The organism is Curtobacterium sp. MCPF17_018, from assembly GCF_003234135.1.
Taxonomy (GTDB): domain Bacteria; phylum Actinomycetota; class Actinomycetes; order Actinomycetales; family Microbacteriaceae; genus Curtobacterium; species Curtobacterium flaccumfaciens.
Map to the genome: position 1 here is coordinate 168,167 of NZ_QKSJ01000007.1, position 18,494 is coordinate 186,660.

The 18,494-nt window shown below is 71.0% G+C and carries 17 protein-coding genes; 12 read left to right on the forward strand and 5 right to left on the reverse strand.

Going from position 1 to position 18,494, the window contains the following annotated elements:
* Positions 1 to 3: 3 nt before the first annotated feature.
* The 4 genes from DEJ27_RS10235 to zapE all read right to left on the reverse strand — a co-directional run bounded on the left by DEJ27_RS10235 (position 4) and on the right by zapE (position 4,083).
* Positions 4 to 360 carry a hypothetical protein gene (locus DEJ27_RS10235; RefSeq protein ID WP_110859598.1) on the reverse strand — a complete coding sequence of 119 codons (357 nt, stop codon included), beginning with the start codon at positions 358 to 360 and terminating at the stop codon, positions 4 to 6.
* Positions 357 to 1,478 carry a DUF6177 family protein gene (locus DEJ27_RS17505; protein WP_146244684.1) on the reverse strand — a complete coding sequence of 374 codons (1,122 nt, stop codon included), beginning with the start codon at positions 1,476 to 1,478 and terminating at the stop codon, positions 357 to 359. Before DEJ27_RS17505 ends, DEJ27_RS10235 begins: the two co-directional genes overlap by 4 nt.
* 97 nt (positions 1,479 to 1,575) lie before the next feature.
* Entirely contained in the window at positions 1,576 to 2,850 is a 1,275-nt protein-coding gene (locus tag DEJ27_RS10250) for an ammonium transporter (protein WP_110859596.1), read from the reverse strand.
* 210 nt (positions 2,851 to 3,060) lie between these two features.
* On the reverse strand, positions 3,061 to 4,083 hold the full coding sequence (gene zapE, locus DEJ27_RS10255) for a cell division protein ZapE (protein ID WP_111090870.1): 1,023 nt from the start codon (positions 4,081 to 4,083) through the stop codon (positions 3,061 to 3,063).
* A 140-nt stretch (positions 4,084 to 4,223) separates the two neighbouring features.
* On the opposite strand from zapE, the gene DEJ27_RS10260 reads away from it, so the two are divergent.
* From DEJ27_RS10260 to DEJ27_RS10295, 9 genes are all read left to right on the forward strand, one after another.
* Positions 4,224 to 5,135: a sulfurtransferase gene (locus DEJ27_RS10260; protein ID WP_111090871.1), complete on the forward strand. Its 912-nt coding sequence runs from the start codon at positions 4,224 to 4,226 to the stop codon at positions 5,133 to 5,135.
* Positions 5,132 to 5,590 carry a SufE family protein gene (locus DEJ27_RS10265; RefSeq protein ID WP_111090872.1) on the forward strand — a complete coding sequence of 153 codons (459 nt, stop codon included), beginning with the start codon at positions 5,132 to 5,134 and terminating at the stop codon, positions 5,588 to 5,590. The genes DEJ27_RS10260 and DEJ27_RS10265 overlap by 4 nt, the downstream gene beginning before the upstream one ends.
* A 147-nt stretch (positions 5,591 to 5,737) precedes the next feature.
* A complete protein-coding gene (locus DEJ27_RS10270; protein WP_111090873.1) occupies positions 5,738 to 11,086 on the forward strand; it encodes a DUF6531 domain-containing protein in 5,349 nt (1,782 codons plus the stop codon).
* Positions 11,083 to 11,607, forward strand: coding sequence for an Imm26 family immunity protein (locus DEJ27_RS10275; RefSeq protein WP_110859592.1), 525 nt, complete (start codon positions 11,083 to 11,085; stop codon positions 11,605 to 11,607). Before DEJ27_RS10270 ends, DEJ27_RS10275 begins: the two co-directional genes overlap by 4 nt.
* A gap of 6 nt (positions 11,608 to 11,613) precedes the next feature.
* Positions 11,614 to 11,766 (forward strand): hypothetical protein, encoded by a 153-nt coding sequence (locus DEJ27_RS17760; RefSeq protein ID WP_181430133.1) that lies wholly within the window; start codon positions 11,614 to 11,616, stop codon positions 11,764 to 11,766.
* 6 nt (positions 11,767 to 11,772) lie between these two features.
* The gene (locus DEJ27_RS10280; protein WP_111090874.1) at positions 11,773 to 12,183 is read left to right on the forward strand and encodes a DUF6188 family protein; all 411 of its coding nucleotides are present in this window, start codon (positions 11,773 to 11,775) and stop codon (positions 12,181 to 12,183) included.
* On the forward strand, positions 12,180 to 12,596 hold the full coding sequence (locus DEJ27_RS10285) for a DUF6188 family protein (protein ID WP_111090875.1): 417 nt from the start codon (positions 12,180 to 12,182) through the stop codon (positions 12,594 to 12,596). Before DEJ27_RS10280 ends, DEJ27_RS10285 begins: the two co-directional genes overlap by 4 nt.
* A 59-nt stretch (positions 12,597 to 12,655) precedes the next feature.
* On the forward strand, positions 12,656 to 13,318 hold the full coding sequence (locus tag DEJ27_RS10290) for a hypothetical protein (RefSeq protein ID WP_146244685.1): 663 nt from the start codon (positions 12,656 to 12,658) through the stop codon (positions 13,316 to 13,318).
* Positions 13,315 to 13,848 carry a hypothetical protein gene (locus DEJ27_RS10295; RefSeq protein ID WP_111090877.1) on the forward strand — a complete coding sequence of 178 codons (534 nt, stop codon included), beginning with the start codon at positions 13,315 to 13,317 and terminating at the stop codon, positions 13,846 to 13,848. Before DEJ27_RS10290 ends, DEJ27_RS10295 begins: the two co-directional genes overlap by 4 nt.
* Positions 13,849 to 13,977: 129 nt before the next feature.
* On the opposite strand, the gene DEJ27_RS10300 is transcribed toward DEJ27_RS10295, so the two are convergent.
* The gene (locus DEJ27_RS10300) at positions 13,978 to 15,201 is read right to left on the reverse strand and encodes an alpha/beta fold hydrolase (RefSeq protein WP_071244565.1); all 1,224 of its coding nucleotides are present in this window, start codon (positions 15,199 to 15,201) and stop codon (positions 13,978 to 13,980) included.
* A gap of 23 nt (positions 15,202 to 15,224) precedes the next feature.
* On the opposite strand from DEJ27_RS10300, the gene DEJ27_RS10305 reads away from it, so the two are divergent.
* The 3 genes from DEJ27_RS10305 (at position 15,225) to DEJ27_RS10315 (ending at position 18,492) form a co-directional block, all read left to right on the forward strand.
* Positions 15,225 to 15,806 carry a DUF3000 domain-containing protein gene (locus DEJ27_RS10305; RefSeq protein ID WP_017886108.1) on the forward strand — a complete coding sequence of 194 codons (582 nt, stop codon included), beginning with the start codon at positions 15,225 to 15,227 and terminating at the stop codon, positions 15,804 to 15,806.
* Positions 15,803 to 17,146: an HRDC domain-containing protein gene (locus DEJ27_RS10310; RefSeq protein WP_375231895.1), complete on the forward strand. Its 1,344-nt coding sequence runs from the start codon at positions 15,803 to 15,805 to the stop codon at positions 17,144 to 17,146. Before DEJ27_RS10305 ends, DEJ27_RS10310 begins: the two co-directional genes overlap by 4 nt.
* Positions 17,147 to 17,274: 128 nt before the next feature.
* Positions 17,275 to 18,492 carry a thiolase family protein gene (locus tag DEJ27_RS10315; protein ID WP_110859586.1) on the forward strand — a complete coding sequence of 406 codons (1,218 nt, stop codon included), beginning with the start codon at positions 17,275 to 17,277 and terminating at the stop codon, positions 18,490 to 18,492.
* Positions 18,493 to 18,494: the final 2 nt, after the last annotated feature.

Here is an 18,494-nt window from a genome sequence, read left to right on the forward strand (position 1 = left end):
TGGTCAGTGCACGGCTCGGGACGCAGCCGTTCCCCCGGCGGCGTCCGCGATGCTGTGCACGATCCGCTCGGCCGTCCCCCGGAACGGGGGTTGCGCGGCCGTGTGGATCTCGGTCCACCATAGCCGATCACCCGCCACCGACAAGGGTCCGGCGAGCAGCCGCTCCGCGTCGGTGACGCTGTCGAGCCGGCGGGACTGGAAGAGCGTGAGGAGCACCACTCCGTCGTCCGACACGAGCTGTAGCGCATCGCCCAGCCAGAGCTGGCGGATGCCGAGCGTCGGGTCGACCGCAGCAGCCCCGGTCAGCACGGCAGCGGCATCCACGTGCTCGGCGCTGAGGATCGTCCACTCGGCGCTCATCGGTCCGCCCCGAACCCGAGCAGTTCGACGGCACGGGGGCCGAGCACGGTGCCGAGCTCGGCGAGCCCCCGCCAGCGGGCCTCCACCTCGGCGCCCCCGGTCAGCCCTGCGGTCGGCGGCGAGAAGTCGAGCAGCAGCGACGGCACGCGCGGCGTCCCGACCGGCATGGCACCCACCGGCAACGAACCGGTGTCGACGCCGAGGTCCCGCACGGCGGCGGCACCGACGACCGCTCCGAGGGGGACGGGCATGCCGCGCTGCCGAGCGGCGAGGGTCGCGTCCGGGTGCCCACCTGACCGCCACGCGGTGCCGAGCAGCACCCGTTGCCGCCGTGCGAGGTCGGCCAGGACGTCGACGACCGGACCGTCCACCGGAGGCGCGTCGTTGCCGGGGACCGGCACCGCGCCTCTCCCCACCGGCACGGCCGGCCCGCCGCTGACGCGTCGCCCAGGAACCGGCGGCGTGGGCCCTGGCCGTGGCAGTGCCAGTCGTGTCTCCTCGGTGACGCCCGTCGCGGACCGCTCGATGCGGAGCTGCACCGCCGCGACGCCGCCGTCGACCGGGGCGACGGCGACGAGCCGGGTCGGACGGGGCGCGCGCCCACGGGCGAAGTCCGTGACGGCGTCGACGCGCCACGCGAGCGTGGCCGGCTCGACCGTGCCCCAGGCGGTGGGCACGCTGCCGGCGATTCCCTCGAGCAGGAGCTCGGCGGTGCGGCCGATGCCGGCCTGCCCGGTGGCGGGGTGGTGGACGGACACGATCAGCTCGACCCACGGGACCTCGTCGGCACCGAGCCGGGTGGTGCGCGGCGAGGACTGCGGAGCGAGCATCGCGGTCGCGACGTCGTCGACGACCTCGGCGGAGCCGGCGGCGCGGTAGCGGTCGCCCTCGCGGACGACCCACGCGCTGCTCGTCCGCCGGAGCATCGCGAGCATCGCCGGGGTGACGCGGCTGGTGGGCGGCGTGAGCAGCACGCACGCGACGTCGGCGGCCCGTGTCTCGAGCACCAGGCCCATGCGGGCGGACGACAGCGACACGACCGCGGCATCGGTCTCGGAGACGACGAAGCCGGGCCCGACGGCGTCGACGAGCGGGTGCGCGAGGGTGACGTCGTCCACGCCGGAACCCTACCGGTCGGGCGCGGCCCGGCACACGACGACGGGCCCCGCGCTGCTGTGTGCGCGGGGCCCGTCGTCGTGCGGTGCTGGAGCGTGTCTAGCGGACGCTGACCGGGCTGTCGTCGGTCTGCTCGTAGAGGACGTAGCCCTCTTCGCCGTGGACGGCGGTGTCGATGCCGGCGACCTCGTCCTCGGTCTTGACGCGGAAGCCCATCGTCTTCTCGATCGCGAACCCGATGACCAGGGCGAGCACGAACGAGTAGACGCCGACGGCGAGGGCTGCTGCGGCCTGCTTGCCGAGCTGCTCGAACGAGCCGGAGTAGATCAGGCCGGTGTCGTTGGCGAAGAAGCCGAGGAACAGCGTGCCGAAGATGCCGCCGACCAGGTGGACGCCGACCACGTCGAGCGAGTCGTCGAAGCCCAGGCGGTACTTCCAGTCGATGGCGAAGCAGCAGACGATGCCGGCGAGGAACCCGAGCAGGATGCCCCAGCCCGGGGTCAGCGCGGCACATGCCGGGGTGATCGCGACGAGGCCGGTGACGGCTCCCGAAGCGGCACCGACGGACGTGGCCTTGCCGTCCTTGAGCTTCTCGATGAGCAGCCAGCCGAGGATGGCGGCGGCCGGGGCGGCGAGGGTGTTCACCCAGGCGATCGCGGCGATGCCGTCAGCAGCACCCTCGGAGCCGGCGTTGAAGCCGAACCAGCCGAACCAGAGGATGGCGGCACCGAGCAGGACGAAGGGCGGGTTGTGCGGCTTGTGCGCGCCCTTGGCGAAGCCGACGCGCTTGCCGAGCACGATCGCCAGGGCGAGCCCCGCGGCACCGGCGTTGATGTGCACCGCGGTGCCACCGGCGAAGTCGATGACGCCCCACGTGGCGGCCCAACCGGAGGTCAGGTTGAAGACCCACGAGGCGACCGGGAAGTAGACGACCGTGACCCAGACGCCGGCGAAGACCATCCACGCGCCGAACTTGGCACGGTCGGCGATGGCGCCGGAGATGAGCGCGACGGTGATGATCGCGAACGTCGCCTGGAACCCGACGAAGGCCATCGACGGGTACGCCGCCTGGATGTTCGAGGACTGCGCCTCCTCGAAGGCCTGGCCGAGGCCGATCTGGTTCCAGTCGATGCTGAAGAACCCGACCACGCCGGAGACCGCCGTGCCGTCGCCGTGGTTGGCGAAGGCGATCGCGTAGCCGTAGACCACCCAGAGCACGCTCACGAGCGCGATCGCACCGAACGACATCATCATCATGGAGATGACGGACTTGGCCTTCACCAAGCCGCCGTAAAAGAAGGCCAGGCCGGGTGTCATGAACAACACCAGCGCAGCCATCACCAACACGAACGTCGTGTTGCCCTGATCAAGCATCTGCTCACCTCTCGATTGCACGAGCGGCTCTTGGACCGCCTCGGGTGTCACAGAGTCTGGCGAGGCGAGGTTTCACTAGGGAGCACGAACTGTTTCGCGGATGTAACGCGACCGCGCCGTTTGTAAACGTCGTGTTTCCGCCGGCCCGATGTCCCCTGCGCGAGGGGCAGGAGACCGCCGTGGACAGATCGGTCTGACGGCGAGGGACGCTCAGGCGCGGGTGAGCGCCACCACGCGGGACGCCGCGCGCAGGTACTTCTTGCGGTAACCGCCCTCGAGCATCACGTCGGGGTACACCTGGTCGAGCGGGGTACCCGAGGCGACGATGCGCACCTGCGCGTCGTACAACCGGTCCACCAGGGCGACCCAGCGCAGCGCGTCGGTCTGGTCGGTGAACGCCCGGACGTCGGTGAGCCCGACGGCGTCGAGGTCCTCGACCAGCGCGACGTACTTCGACGGGTGCACGGAACCCAGGTGCGCGACCACCGCGCCGAAGTCGTCGAGCGTCACGGTGCCGGACGGCAGCGCGGCGGGCACGTCGGACACCACCTGCGCCGACTCGTCCACGGCCCGTCGGCGGTAGTCCAGGCCGTCGATGCGCATGGTGTCGAACCGGTCCGACATCGCCTGGATCTCGCGCAGGAAGTCCTGCGCGGCGAAGCGGCCCTCGCCCAGGGCTCCCGGGGGCGTGTTCGACGTCGCGGCGAAGCGGGTGCCGGTCTCGGTCAGTTCCTTGATGAGCCGCGTCATCACCATCGTGTCGCCCGGGTCGTCGAGCTCGAACTCGTCGATGCACACCAGTGCGGTGCCGCGGAGCAGGTCGACCGTCCCCTGGAACCCCAGGGCGCCCACGAGCGCGGTGTACTCGATGAAGGTGCCGAACGTCTTCCGCCCGGTGGCCGCGTGGTAGGCGGCTGCGAGCAGGTGGGTCTTGCCGACACCGAACCCGCCGTCCAGGTACACGCCGGACTTCGCCGAGGGCTCCGCCGACTGCTTCCGGCGCCCGAACAGCCCGCGCCGAGGGGCCTCCGCGGGACCGGCGGCCACGAACGCGGCGACGGCATCGCGGACCGAGGCCTGCGAGTCGTAGTCCGGGTCCGGCCGGTACGAGTCGAACGACGCGTCCGTGAACTGGGGCGGTGGCACGAGCGCCGCGGCCATCTGCCGCGGGGTCACCTGGGGATCACGGTCGACGAGGTGAGCGGGCAATCGGGGAACCCTTCCGGGAAGCATGTCGTGGGGTGTCACGTTGCGTCAGGGGCACGGTACGTCCGCGTACCGTTGCCCACAGGCACCGACGCCCGATCCTAGTCCGGCGCCAGCAGCACGCTCCCCAGCACCACGCTCCCCCGCACCCCCTGGAGGTACCCCCGATGACCGCACCGGTCGACCCGTCCGAGAAGTTCGCCGCCTACGCGCACCCGGAGCGCCTCGTCTCCACCGAGTGGCTGCAGGAGCAACTCGACGCCGGGGCCGGCGCCCCCGACCTGGTGGTCGTCGAGTCCGACGAGGACGTCCTGCTCTACGAGACGGGGCACATCCCGGGCGCCGTGAAGATCGACTGGCACACCGACCTCAACGACCCGGTGCAGCGCGACTACATCGACGGCGCCGCCTTCGCCGAGCTCCTCGGCGGCAAGGGCATCGGCCGCGACACCACCGTCGTGATCTACGGCGACAAGAACAACTGGTGGGCGGCGTACGCCCTCTGGGTGTTCACCCTGTTCGGCCACGAGGACGTCCGCCTGCTCGACGGCGGTCGCGGCAAGTGGATCGCCGAGGACCGCGCCCTGACCACCGACGAGACCCCGGTCACGCCCGTCGAGTACCCCGTCGTCGAGCGCCACGACGAGCCCGTCCGCGCCTTCAAGGACGACGTCCTCGCGCACCTCGGCAAGCCGCTCATCGACGTCCGCAGCGCCCCGGAGTACAGCGGGGAGCGCACGACGGCGCCCGACTACCCGGAAGAGGGTGCGCTGCGCGGCGGCCACGTCCCCACCGCCGTGAACATCCCCTGGGCGACGGCCGCAGCCCCCGACGGCACCTTCAAGTCACGCGACGAGCTCGACGCCGTCTACCGCGACGGCGCCGGCATCGGTGACGCCGACCAGGTCATCGCCTACTGCCGCATCGGTGAGCGCTCGAGCCACACCTGGTTCGTCCTGCAGCACCTGCTCGGCTACGACAACGTCCGCAACTACGACGGCTCGTGGACCGAGTGGGGCAGCGCCGTCCGCGTCCCCATCGTGCAGGGATCCGAGCCGGGTACTGTTCCGAACCGATGAACGACAGCACCGACGCACCACTCCCCGCCACCCTCGCCGAGATCCGCGACGACTTCCTCGCCCTGGGCCAGAAGGACCGCCTGCAGCTCCTGCTCGAGTTCTCGAACGAGCTGCCTGCGCTGCCCGAACGCCTGCAGGGGCACGAGGACGAGCTCGAACGCGTCGAGGAGTGCCAGTCCCCCGTCTTCATCACCGTGACGGTGGGCGAGGACGGCGACGCCCCGGACGTGGTCCGGATGCACGCCACCGCCCCGCGCGAGGCGCCGACCACCCGCGGCTTCGCCTCGATCCTGGCGCAGGGACTGTCCGGCCTGACCGTCGAGCAGGTGCTCGCCGTCCCGACGGACTACCCGCTGACCATCGGTCTGTCCGAGGCGGTCAGCCCGCTGCGGATCCGCGGCATGGTGGGCATGCTCGGACGCGTCCAGCGTCAGGTGCAGGCGGCGGTCGCGTAGACGCGACCCGTTGACGGACAGGAGGCGCGGTGCCAGCTGGCACCGCGCCTCCTGTCCGTTGCTCGTTTCCGATGCATGCGGTCCTCTGGCATTTCAGTCGCTGGCCGTGACAGGATGGGCCGGTCAGCACCATGGGGGGAATTGACGATGGCGAAGATCCACGGGAACGATCCGACCGGCTACTCGTACAGCGCGGCGGACACGCTCAGATCGGCGTCGACGGCGCTCGCGTCGTCGATCGGCGGCCAGTCCGGATCGCGGTCGTCGTCGGTGACGACCGCGAGTGCGGAGTTCCGGGGGTACTTCTCCGAGGTCTTCGCGGACAACGCCGACATCGGCGCACGCAGCGCGACCAAGCTCGTCGAGTCGTTGCAGAGCCTGTCGGGCTTCGTGCAGGAACTCTGCGACGCCGCGAAGGACGAGGACGACCGGCGGAAGCAGGCGAAGGCGTGGGACGCCCGCAAGCGAGAACGCGAAGAGAACTTCTTCGTCGGCGCCGGACACGAGATCTCGACGTGGTTCGGCGGCGGTGACGACCCGAAGCCCCCGGAACCGGAACCGGAACCGCGTCTGCAGGCGGACGAGGTCAGCGTCAAGGGGCGGGAGATCCCCGCGGGTGGTGGGACCAGCGGTGGGACGTCGTCGGCCGTCCCCGAAGACCTCCGCTCCTTCGAGGCGAACACCCGCACGCTCGACTCCGACCTGTCGGGTGCCGTCTCCACGTTCCGCAACGCCCTGAGCGACTACGAGGCAGAGTGCAACCCCTGCTGGGGCACGCTGAACGCGCAGTCGCTGCTGACCGCCGTCAACGACTGGCTCACCGCGAACGGGCAGGACGCCGACTGGGCGGGCACCGTCGCCGCGCAGTTCGAAGCCGCCGGTGGTGGTGCCGGGCCCGCGACGCTGTCGGACGCGGCGATCGCGGCGGCCCTGTCCGCGGCGGGCATCGACGCCGGACGTGACGACTTCACCATCGGACCGTTCTCGGCGATGGGGACGCCTCCGACGAACGGGTTCGCCGACGATCCCGTCAACACCGCCACGGGCAACTTCCTGGAGCCCGAGACCGACCTGTCGTTCGCCGGGCGGGCGGCGTCGCTCCGGCTCACCCGGATGTACAACTCGCTCGACGGCCGTTCCGGGGTGTTCGGGCTCGGGTGGTCCTCGATCCTCGACACCCGGCTGGAGATCACCGACGACGCCGCGTCGGTCGTGCTCGACGACGGCCGGCAGGTCGACTTCCCGCGGCAGGGCGACGGCTGGGACCGCGCGGTCGGCGAAGACCTCTGGCTCCGGGCCGAGGGGAACGCCCTCGTCGTCCAGGACAACGCCGGCGGTCGCTGGGAGTTCACGCGGTCCGGACGGTGGTCGAACTGCGGTCGCGGAGCCGGCACCACCGTGGCCGTGCGGCGTGACGAGCAGGACCGGATCACGCGCCTGTCGCACGTGTTCGGACGGTTTGTCGACGTCGAGTACGCGGGCGACCGCGTGGCGTCGACGACCGCCTCGGACGGACGCCGCGTGGAGTACCACTACGACGATGCTCGTCGACTCGTCCGTGCGACGGACGCCGTCGGCAGCCGTCGGTACCGCTGGAACGACGACGGGCTGATCGACCGCGTGACCGCTGCCACGGGTGTGGTCGAGTGCGAGAACACCTACGACGCCCGGGGCCGTGTCGTCGAGCAGCGCACGCCGTTCGGGCGGCGCGTGCGGTTCGCGTACCTGCCGGGCCGCGTCACCTCGGTCTCCGACGTCGACGGGGACCACACCAACACGTGGATCGCCGACCGCAAGGGCCGGGTCGTCGGGATCATCGACACCGACGGGCGGCGTCAGTCGATGTCGTACGACCCGCACGGCAACCTCGTCTCGGTGACCGAGCGCGACGGACAGGTGACCGTCCACGGGTACGACGAGCGGGGACGGCGCGTCCGGACCGTGACACCGGAGGGCGCCGACCTGACCTTCGGGTACGACGAGCAGGACCGCATGACCACGGTGGTCACCCCGAACGGTGGGGTCGTCGAGTACTCGTACGCGGGCGACGACCGGAACCCGTCGACCATCGTCGACCCCGTCGGCGGTCGCACCGTGCTCGAGTGGCGGGACGGCCTGTTGGTCCGGACCACCGATCCGACGGGCGTCGTCGTCGTCTTCCACCACGACGCCTCCGGCGAGGTCGTCGGCGTCGAGAACGCCGTCGGTGACACCGCACGTCTGATCCGCGACGCCGGAGGCCGGATCGTCGAGGCCGTCACACCGCTCGGCCACCGCACGCGCTACCGGTACGACGGCGCCGGCCTGCTCACCGCACGCGAGGACCCGGACGGCGGAATGTGGCGGTTCGAGCACGGCGACGGCGGTCGGGTCACCGCGATGATCGACCCCCTCGGCGCGCGCACCGAGGTCACCCACGGTGCCCACGGCGAGGTCGTGTCGACCACGGACCCGCTCGGTCGCGTCGTCACGAAGGACTTCGACGCGTTCGGCAACGTCTCGTCGATGACCCTGCCCGACGGTGCCGAGTGGGCGTTCGTGCACGACGCGCTCTCCCGACTCGAAGCCGTGGTCGACCCGGCCGGCGGCACCTGGACACGCGAGCACGACGCGGTCGGAGCCCTCGGCGCGACGGTCGACCCCACCGGTGTCCGCACCGAGGTGGGGCGCTCGCGCGCTGACGGCGTCTCCACGGTCCGGGACGCCTTCGATGCCGTGTCCGTCACGACCGACGAGTTCGGGCGCCCGACCCGGCTCGAGCACACAGACGCCTCCGCCGAACTCACGACGTACGACGCCTGCGGCCGACCGGTCGAACTCGTCGACGCGGACGGTGGACTCACCAGGATCGAGCGTGACCTGGCCGGACGAGTCGTCGGTGTGACCACTCCGGCGGGCCGCACCACCCGGTACGAGTACGACGCGTGCGGCCGCCCGGTCAGCGCGATCGACCCCGCCGGCGCACGCACCACGCTGACCTACGACGCCGATTCACGGGTCGTCGCGCGCACCCTGCCGACCGGCGAGGTCGCCCGGACCGAGTACGACCGACAGGGTCGGGTCGTCCATGCAGACGTGCCCGGGGTCGGCACCGCCCGGTACCGGTACGACCGCGTGGGCCGGGTCGTGTCGGCGCGCGACACCCGTTTCGGCCAGCGGACCTTCCGCTACGACGCCGCCGGACAACTCATCGCCGCGGTGAACGGGCTCGGCGGCACCACCCGGTACGAGTACGACCAGCGTGGGCGCCTCGTCCGCAGCATCGATCCGCTGGGTGGGGTGACTTTCCGCACGTACACGCAGCTCGACAAGGTGGCCTCGTCCACCGATCAGCTCGGTCGCACGACGACGGCGACCTACGACGCGGCCGGGCGCCAGCTCACCCAGACGGACCCGGACGGCAGCGTCCTGCGGTGGGAGTACGACGCGGCCGGGCGTGAATCCGCGCAGTACGCCGGTGACCGGTTGATCGGCCGCATCGACCGCGATGCGCGTGCTCGCACGGTGACGATCACCGACGAGACCCGTCCCGACTCCCCCGCCACCCACGTCCTCGAGTTCAGCCGACTGGGCCGGCTCGTCCGCCGTGCCACCGGCGCGCGCGAGACCAGGTGGACCCACGATGCCGACGGACTCCGCACCTCGGTGCAGTCCCCTGACGGGTCCACGACCCGGTACGAGCACGACGCCACCGGACGGGTCGTCCGCGTCGACCACTCGGCCTTCGGCGAGGTCCGGTACGAGCACGACGCGGCGGGGCGGCTCCTGCAGGCCCGCGCCGGCGATCAGCTGCAGACCTGGGAGTACGCGAACGGACACGTCGTCCGGCACGCGCGCATCGACTCTGACGGCACGCACGCCAGCACGATCGAACGCGACGCCGACGGGCGCATCACCCGGGTCGACGGACCCGGCGGGAGCACCACCTACGAGCACGACGATGCCGCGCAGCTGGTGGCGTCCGTCCAGGACGCCCGTCGCACGGACTGGGTCTACGACGTCGCTGGTCGTCTGGCCGAGGAACGGACGGACTCCGGGGCCCGGCGGTTCACGTACGACGCCGCCGGACAGCTGACCAGGGTCGACGCTCCGGACGGGGCGCCCGAGGCGGAGTACGCCTACGACGGCGCAGGTCGACGGGTGCAGGCGCTCCGAGCCGACGGCGTGACGACCACGTACGGCTGGACCCCGCAGGGTCACCTCACCGGGGTGGCGGAGACCACCGCGGCAGGCAGCACCACGACCGACCTCCACGTCGACGCCCTCGGCGAACTCGCCGAGGTCGACGGCGTCCCGATCGACTGGGACACCGCCGCGTTCGCGCCGACCGTCCTCGCAGTCGGTGACTCACCGGTCGTCCGCGCTCCCGGCGGCCTGACCGGGGTGGACGACGGTTGGATCACCAGCGGTCGGCGCACCACGAGGGCAGCCGACGACGCCGACCCGTGGCAGACGCTCGCCGATCTAGAAGGTTCGGCGCTGCCGGGCGGCATCGCGCTCGGCGCAGACGGTTCGCTGCAGGTCGCCGGCCTGGAGTGGATGGGCGCCCGCGCCTACGACTCGTCGTCGCGCGGCTTCCTGTCCGTCGACCCGATCAGCGCGCCCGCCGGAGCAGCCTGGGCCGGCAACCCGTACTCGTTCGCCGGCAACGATCCGCTGCACGCCATCGATCCGCTCGGTCTCGCGCCCGTCACCGACGCCGAGCTCGAGGCCTACGCGGCGGCGCAGCAGGGGCCGCTCGCACGTGCCGCAGCCGCGACCGGTGACTGGTTCGCGGACAACTGGGAGTACGTCGCCGGCGGTGCCATGGTCGTCGCGGGCGGGGTGCTCGTCGCCACCGGCGTCGGCGGTCCGGTCGGCATGATGCTCATCAGCGCCGGTGCCGACACGATCATCCAGAAGGCCACGACCGGCGAGGTGAACTGGGGCCAGGTCGCCGTCAGCGGGGCATTCGGTGCGGTCGGCGGTGGTGCCGGTGCCCTGATCGGGAAGCACCTGCTGGGCAACGCCGCAGAGGGCGCGGTCGAGAACGTCGTGAACTACGCCGTGAGCGGCCAGCCGGTGACCCCCGGTGGCCTGCTCCGGAACGCTGCCGAGGGTGCCGCGACGTCGGCGGCCACCGGCGGCACGATGTCGAAGGTCCACCTGCCGACGTCCGTGGCGAAGCTCGGCGACGAGACGCCGGTACCACCGGGCATCATCTACCGGCGCACGGACATCACCGACGGCCTGAAGCCCTACATCGGACAGACCAAGAGTGAAGACCACTTCCTCCTGCGCCAGGCCGCTCACGCACGAGAACACCCGGATGCGGCGTTCAGATTTGAGAGGATCGACAGGGGGCACCCAGGAGTCGACCTGGACCGTCGAGAAGAGTTCCACATTCGCAACGAAGGCGGACCCACGAACAAGGGCAACCCGGATGGCGGCCTGTCCAACAAGCGCCACCAGATGAGCGACAAGCGTTACGACGCGGCAGGAGGAAGCCCGTATTGAGTACGAAACAGCAGGTCTACAGGGTCTCGATCGGCGACATCTTCACAGTGCCCCTCGGCGACGGCAGGGCTGCCCTCGGACAAGTGATCGGCAAGTACAAGAGTTCGTTCTACGTCGTCGTCTTCGATCTGGTCGTTCCTGAAGATGCAGTTCAGAGCCTCGACCTCAGCGAGGTGGCCGCAACTCCGCCACTCCTGGCCCGGATGACGTTCGACGCCCGATTCCGACCGGGGATGTGGCAGATAGTGGGCAACCGCGCTCCGGATCAGGCACGTTTCCTGCCCGCCTACAGCTTCGGATCAGACGACTACGACGGAGTCCGGGTGACGAACTTCGACGGAACGAGAATGCGCCGGGCAACGGGACAGGAGGCTACCCAGGTCCCGCGGCTCACGATCGATTCCCCGATCGTCCTCGAGAAGGCGGTTCGTGCTCACTTCGGTCTGGAACCGTGGCTCCCGGCCTACGACGAAGTTCGATATCGTCCAACTCCTACGTCGTCCGAATTGTTCGGCGACTAGCAGTCCGTGAACGACGATCCTGAATCAACCAGGGAGATCATGATCTGGATGAGGAAGAGGAACGTCGACCGTCTTGAACTTCCGGGGTTCACAGATGCGACGCGGAATGAACTCCGCCGGCCCTCTGTCGTCGGCTCCGCGCAGATTTCGGACGAGTGAACGATCGTGACCCGTGACACGGCAGACCCCACCGGGGGCGCGATGACCGTCGAGCGCGCGGGCACGCTCGACCTCATAGGCGTCGACTTCCGGCTTGAGCTGGGGTTCGGCAACGGCTACCGCGTCCAGCTCGAATCCGAGTGCACCGTCACCGACCGGTCCGGAAGCACCGCGGTCGTCGATCCCGACCGCAAGGACTCACTGCTCCCGGTCCTGCGGCTGTTCGGTGCCGAGCTCGTTCGGAGTTCGACCGAGAACGGCGTACTGACGCTGATCTTCGACGGCGGGGACACCCTCGTCGCCGGTACCGATGCCGAGTTCGAGTCCTGGCAGGTCTCCGGGCCGAAGGGTCGCCCGGCCCGCACCGAGCCGCCGACCGGAAGCACGAGCACGGGCACGGAAGGAGATCGAGGATGAGCGGCGTTCCGCGCCAGCCCTTCGCGCTGGGCATCGCCGGCGACACCGTCGACCTCATCAGCATCGGACCAGACGTGACGATCCGCTTCTCGAGCGGTGCGTCGCTCCGGTTCGAGACCGACTTCGCGCTGACAGGCTCTGACGGGGAGCACGCGTTCCTCGATCCCGGCGACAAACCGTCCCTGCTCGACCTCCTTGCCCTGCACAACAAGGTCGTCTCGGACGGTGCAGTCACGGGCGCGCGGATCGCCATCCGGTTCGCCTCGGGTGAGTTGCTCGAGGGCTGGTCGAACCGCCGAGGTCCGTCCTGGCACTACAGCGAACCGGGGCGCGCACGGGTCGACATCGACGTCCTGCCCGACGGCGAGGTCCGGTACCGACAGGGCCCGTCGTCCGCGGAGATCCGACGGTGACGGACGCGCCCCCGGCCATCTCGATCCACCATCTCCGAGCGGTCACCGATGAATCGACCGTGGAGCTCCCGGACCGTGTCGTCGAGGTCCTCGCCACTGTCGGGCCGGACACGGATGTGCTCGTCTCCGACGTGTCCGCACGCTCGTTCGCAGCGGTCATCCGGAGGAGCTATTCGACAAAGCAGCCGAACCTCGTACCGTTCATCGACCCACTCCAAGCCCTCGGGGACGAGCTCGTCCTGATCTGTCAGGTCGAGCACGGCGATGAACTCGTGACGGTCGTGTTGCGCGCGACGGACCGAACGCTCGTGGCAGCCACGGCGATCGACCGTTCCGTCGGGGTCGTCCACATCACCGTCCAGGAGCTGTGCGCGCGCCTCCGCGCATCAGACGCTCCGGGGGCCGAACTGGCGCTCGAGGTGGCACCGCAGTGTCCGACCGAGGAACGGGTCCGCATCTTCGAGCAGGGCGCGCTGGCGACGGCACGGACCTTCCTGACGAAGTACACGATGGCCGCGGAGAAGGGCTTCGACGTCCGCGGACTCGACGGGTTCGCCCGTGCGCTCGTGCCGCTCGGCGACGAGCAGCCGGGGTTCTGCATCGTGCAGGCTGACATCTCGGTCGGAATCACGGCGTTTACGCCCGGCAGGACCGACGTCCTCGCTGCGATGAGCGTCGGCGGCCTCTCGCCCCAGACCGAGACGACCGAGGAGAACGGATGACCACGACAGTGCCGGGCGACCTCGGGATGGTCACCTACCGGATCCCCGCTGCTCGCATTGTGCTGCCCGACCTGGTGCAGTTCTTCTCAGAGCTCGAAACACCAGAGCTCGATTCACCAGAGCTCGTCTGGGTCCTCACGACCCTGTACGCCGTCACGTCCCCTGACAAGCCGGTCCAAGCGCTCCCACTCGAACGCCGCGTCGACGCGGCGGCAGAACCCGGGCTCATGCTGAGCCATGCCGAGGCGATGGAGATCGCTGACAGCATGCGGCAGCTCATCGACGGCGAGTTCCTCGGCTACCTCCCCGGCTCGGACCTGACCGACGAGTCGAACCTGGTCGTCCGGATCGACGCGTTCGACAGTGGCGAATGGACCGTGACGGTCCGACCGCCGCTCACGACGATGAGCGATGCCTTCGACCGGACGCACGGCCCAGCGCAGCCCGGCCGACCGGCGACTCGTCTCGAGGAGTTCGGGCCACGCCAGCAGACGACGAACGGAACGAATGCCGCGCCACCCGCTTCGTGAGCGGAACGGGTCGAGTGCGCGACGGTGACCCGACCATTTCTGCTCACGAAGCGACCGAACCGACGCATCGACGGACGGGAGGCGCGGTGCCAGCTGACACCGCGCCTCCCGTCCGCCCTTCGGTCGCGTCTACCGCGCGCTGGTCGCCCCGCGCCGCTGGACCACCTCGGTCAGCCACGCGAGGATCCGGGCGTCGAACCAGTCGGCGTCGTGGTTCCAGAGCTTGGTGTGCCGGGCCGTGGTCTGGATCTCGAGCCGCACCAGATCGGGCCGCGCGCGGGCCAGGTCGTGCGAGGCCGAGGACGGCACGAACCCGTCGTCGTCGCTGTGCAGCAGCAGGATCGGCACCGTGAGCTCGTCGGAGCGCGTGACCATGTCGAGCTCGCGCAGGTCCACAGGGGCCTGGAGCCCGGCGAGCCGGTGCAGCACCGGGGTGCGGAGCAGGCGTTGCGCGACCTTGCGGACCGGACGCGGCAGACGCAGGAGCTGGCTCTGCGACTTCAGGACGGCGTGCCAGTCGACCACCGGGGACTCCAGCACCACCCCGTCGACCAGGCCGGCGAAGCGCGAGCGCAGCAGGGTCTGCAGCACGACGGCACCGCCCATCGACCAGCCCATCAGCACGACGCTCTGGGCGTCCTGCGCGGTGAGCCAGCGGAGGACGGAGTCGACGTCCTCCCACTCGGTGCTGCCGAGGCCGTAGCGGCCGTCGACGCTCGGCGGGGCGACGCCGTCGTTCCGCCACGAGGCGAGCACCACCGAGTACCCGGCGGCGCGGAACACCGGGACGGCGCGGATCGTCTCGGCACGCGTGACGCCACGGCCGTGCACCAGGACGGCCCACGGCGCTGCCGGGTCGTCGGCGCGGACGACCCACGCGGGGGCGGGGCCGTTCGGGGTGGGGATGTCGACGTCCTCGACGGGCACGTCGAGTTCGCCGGGGGTCAGGTAGAACCAGCCGCCCCAGCGACCGCGACGTGCGGCGGTCGGGTCGCCGGCGTCGATCGCGATGATGCGGCGCGTGACGGTGGTGTCGGTCGTGCCGAGGACCTCGCCGACGCGCATGTGGCCCGTGCCGCCGCCGAACCAGAGCGAGTACCGGCCCTGCAGCTCGGTGTCGGCCGTGCGCTCGATCGTGACGGTCTTCCGGACGGGGTCGACGGCGTGGATCGGGACGCGCTCGTTGCGCTTGCGGTCGGGGGTGACCACGGCGCGGGCGACGGCGGCGACGAAGCCACCGATGACGGCCGTCCCCACCGCGGCAGCTGCCAGACCGGCGCCGAGTGCGATGAACCCGGCCGATCGAGCGGTCTCCTGGACGACGTCCTCGGCGGGTCGCGCGGATCGGGACATGGCCCGGAGCCTAGTCTGCATGTGTGTCCGAAACCCGAGAGCCCGACGCCTTCGCGCGGCTCCGCGCGTTCGTGTCCGGCGGCAGCGGCCGTGCCGAGACCACCGTCACCGAGATCCCCTCGCCGACCCGGATCGCACCGTTCTCGATCGCCCTGGCGGCGGACGTGTCCGGCACCGCGCACGGCGTCGAGTCGGACCTGGGCACCGGCCGGTTCATCGCCCTGTACGACCCGGAAGAACCCGAGGGCTGGGGTGGCGCGTTCCGCGTCGTCTCGTTCGCCCAGGCACCGCTCGAGCCGGAGATCGGCGTCGACGAGTTCGTCGCCGACGTGACCTGGAGCTGGCTCGTCGACGCGCTCGAGTCGCATGGTGCGACGTACGACCACGCCTCGGGCACGGCCACCAAGATCATCTCGCGCGGGTACGGTGACCTCGCCGCGCAGGGCGACGGCGCCCAGCTGGAACTCCGCGCGTCGTGGACACCACGCGGCGACGACCTCACCGCACACGTCCGGGCCTGGCAGGACATCGTCGCCATGCTCGCCGGTCTGCCGCCCGCATCGGACGGCGTGACCCTGCTGGCCCCGAGGAGGCTCGCCAAGTGACCGACCCCGCTCCCCAGGACGCCGCTGGATCGACCGGCCCGGCTGCGTCCGCAGCCACGGCTGCCGGTTCGACTGCTCCGGCTGCCGCTGCTGGCTCGGCCGCTCCGGCCGCCGCCGCCAGCCCCGCCTTCGAGGCATCGCACGACGCCGTCAAGGTGATCGACACGCGCGAGGACTACCTCGAGGCGGTCGCCGCCATCGCCGCCGGCCACGGCCCCGTCGCGGTCGATGCCGAGCGCGCCAGCGGCTACCGCTACTCGCAGCGCGCGTACCTGATCCAGGTGTTCCGCCGCGGTGCCGGTGCGTTCCTGTTCGACCCGATCCCGATCGGCGACTTCTCGGAGCTGCAGGCCGCCATCGTCGACGAGGAGTGGCTGTTCCACGCCGCCTCGCAGGACCTGCCGTGTCTGCAGGAGGTCGGCCTCGTCCCGACGCGCATCTTCGACACCGAGCTCGGTGCCCGGATCGCCGGGTTCCCCCGCGTCGGCCTCGGCGCCGTCGTCGAGCAGCTGCTCGGCATCACCCTGGCCAAGGCGCACTCGGCCGCCGACTGGTCGACCCGTCCCCTGCCGCAGTCGTGGCTCGTCTACGCGTCGCTCGACGTCGAGCTGCTGCCCGACCTGCGCGACGCCCTGGCCGAGCAGCTCGACGAGGCCGGCAAGACCCGGATCGCCCAGGAGGAGTTCGACGCAGTCCTGCACCGTGCGCCGAAGCCCGCCCGTGCCGAGCCCTGGCGTCGGCTGTCCGGCATGCACGCGCTCCGTGGTGCGCGAGCACTGGCGATCGCCCGGTCGCTCTGGCTCGCCCGTGACGAGTACGCCCGACAGGCGGACATCGCCCCCGGGCGCACGATCCCCGACTCGGCGATCGTCGCCGCCGCGGCCGCCGCACCCGAGTCCCGCGCCGAACTCGGTGCGCTGAAGACGTTCACGGGCCGCGCCAGCCGTTCCGAGCTCGACCGCTGGTGGGCCGCCGTCGAGGAAGGCCGCACCACCGAGGACCTCCCCCGTCTCCGCGGTGCCGGCGAGGCCACCCTGCCCCCGCCCCGCGCCTGGGCCGACCGCAACCCGGCCGCAGACCGCCGGTACAAGGCCGCGCGCGCCGCGGTCACGAAGCGTGCCGAGGAACTCGACATCCCACTCGAGAACCTGCTCACGCCGGAGACGCTCCGGCTCGTGTCGTGGGCCCCGCCGTCGCCGCCGTCGACCGAGCTGGTCGGAGCGGCCCTCGCCGAGCACGACGCCCGCCCGTGGCAGGTCGAGGAACTCGCGTCGATCATCGCGTCGGCCTTTGTCGCTGCTGCACAGCGGCCCGCGGCGACGGACGACCACGAGTCGTAGGAACTGCCCAACCGGCATGCGGCCGCCCAGGCTGGGGGCATAGCGTCGGGAGGGTCGCCGGGCGAGGCCCGGCCAGGCCGGAGCGACCTGCGTTCCGGCCCGATCGATGAGGATCTGGGAGGCCCGGATTGCCAAAGGCATCAGACGTCGTGTTCGTGGACGGCGTTCGCACACCGTTCGGACGAGCCGGCGAGAAGGGGGTGTTCTGGAAGACCCGGTCGGACGACCTCGCGGTGCACGCGATGCGCGGACTGCTCGACCGGAACACCTTCGACACCGCAGCGGTGGACGACGTCGCCGTCGCGGCGACCACGCAGCAGGGCGACCAGGGGCTGACGCTCGGGCGCACGGTCGGCATGCTCGCGGGCCTGCCGAAGTCGGTGCCCGGTTACGCGATCGACCGCATGTGCGCCGGTGCCATGACGAGCGTCACGACGCTCGCCGGCGCCATCGCCTTCGGTGCCGCCGACGTCGCGATCGCCGGTGGTGTCGAGCACATGGGCCGGCACCCGATGGGCTTCAACGCCGACCCGAACCCGCGCTTCGTCGCGGAGCGCATGGTCTCGAGCGACGCCCTCGTCATGGGCGCCACCGCCGAGCGCCTGCACGACCGCTTCCCCGCGATCACGAAGGACCGCACGGACGCCTACGCCGTCCAGTCCCAGCAGCGGTACGCCGCCGCCTGGGCGAACGGCAAGCTCCAGCCGGACGTGATCCCGGTGGAGGTCAACAAGGGCGACGGCTGGGACGTCGTCAGCACCGACGAGCCGCCGCGGCCGGGGACGACCCTGGAGGCGCTGGCCGCGTTGAAGACGCCGTTCCGGCCCCACGGACGGGTCACCGCCGGCAACGCCGCCGGTCTGAACGACGGTGCGACCATGAGCCTGCTCGCGTCCGAGGACGGTGCGAAGCAGCACGGACTGTCGACGAAGATGCGCATGGTCTCGTTCGCCTTCGCCGGCGTCGAGCCCGAGGTCATGGGCGTCGGCCCGGTCCCCGCGACCGACAAGGCCCTGTCGAAGGCCGGCCTGTCGATCGACGACATCGGCCTGTTCGAGATCAACGAGGCGTTCGCCGTCCAGGTGCTCGCGTTCCTCGACAACTACGGCATCGCCCAGGACTCCCCGAACGTGAACGCCTGGGGCGGCGCGATCGCCGTCGGCCACCCGCTCGCGTCGAGTGGTGTCCGGCTGATGAACCAGCTCGCCGCACAGTTCGCCGAGCGACCGGACGTCAAGTACGGCATCACCACGATGTGCATCGGACTCGGCCAGGGCGGCACCGTCATCTGGGAGAACCCGAACCACAGCAAGTCGGCCGAGCGTTCGGCTCGGAAGGGGGCGTGACC

Bases quoted from the DNA above. Each gene is read 5' to 3' on its own strand.
- DEJ27_RS10235 (WP_110859598.1), bottom strand. From the start codon at position 360: ATGAGCGCCGAGTGGACGATCCTCAGCGCCGAGCACGTGGATGCCGCT.
- DEJ27_RS10250 (WP_110859596.1), bottom strand. From the start codon at position 2,850: ATGCTTGATCAGGGCAACACGACGTTCGTGTTGGTGATGGCTGCGCTG.
- zapE (WP_111090870.1), bottom strand. From the start codon at position 4,083: ATGCTTCCCGGAAGGGTTCCCCGATTGCCCGCTCACCTCGTCGACCGT.
- DEJ27_RS10260 (WP_111090871.1), top strand. From the start codon at position 4,224: ATGACCGCACCGGTCGACCCGTCCGAGAAGTTCGCCGCCTACGCGCAC.
- DEJ27_RS10265 (WP_111090872.1), top strand. From the start codon at position 5,132: ATGAACGACAGCACCGACGCACCACTCCCCGCCACCCTCGCCGAGATC.
- DEJ27_RS10270 (WP_111090873.1), top strand. From the start codon at position 5,738: ATGGCGAAGATCCACGGGAACGATCCGACCGGCTACTCGTACAGCGCG.
- DEJ27_RS10285 (WP_111090875.1), top strand. From the start codon at position 12,180: ATGAGCGGCGTTCCGCGCCAGCCCTTCGCGCTGGGCATCGCCGGCGAC.
- DEJ27_RS10295 (WP_111090877.1), top strand. From the start codon at position 13,315: ATGACCACGACAGTGCCGGGCGACCTCGGGATGGTCACCTACCGGATC.
- DEJ27_RS10300 (WP_071244565.1), bottom strand. From the start codon at position 15,201: ATGTCCCGATCCGCGCGACCCGCCGAGGACGTCGTCCAGGAGACCGCT.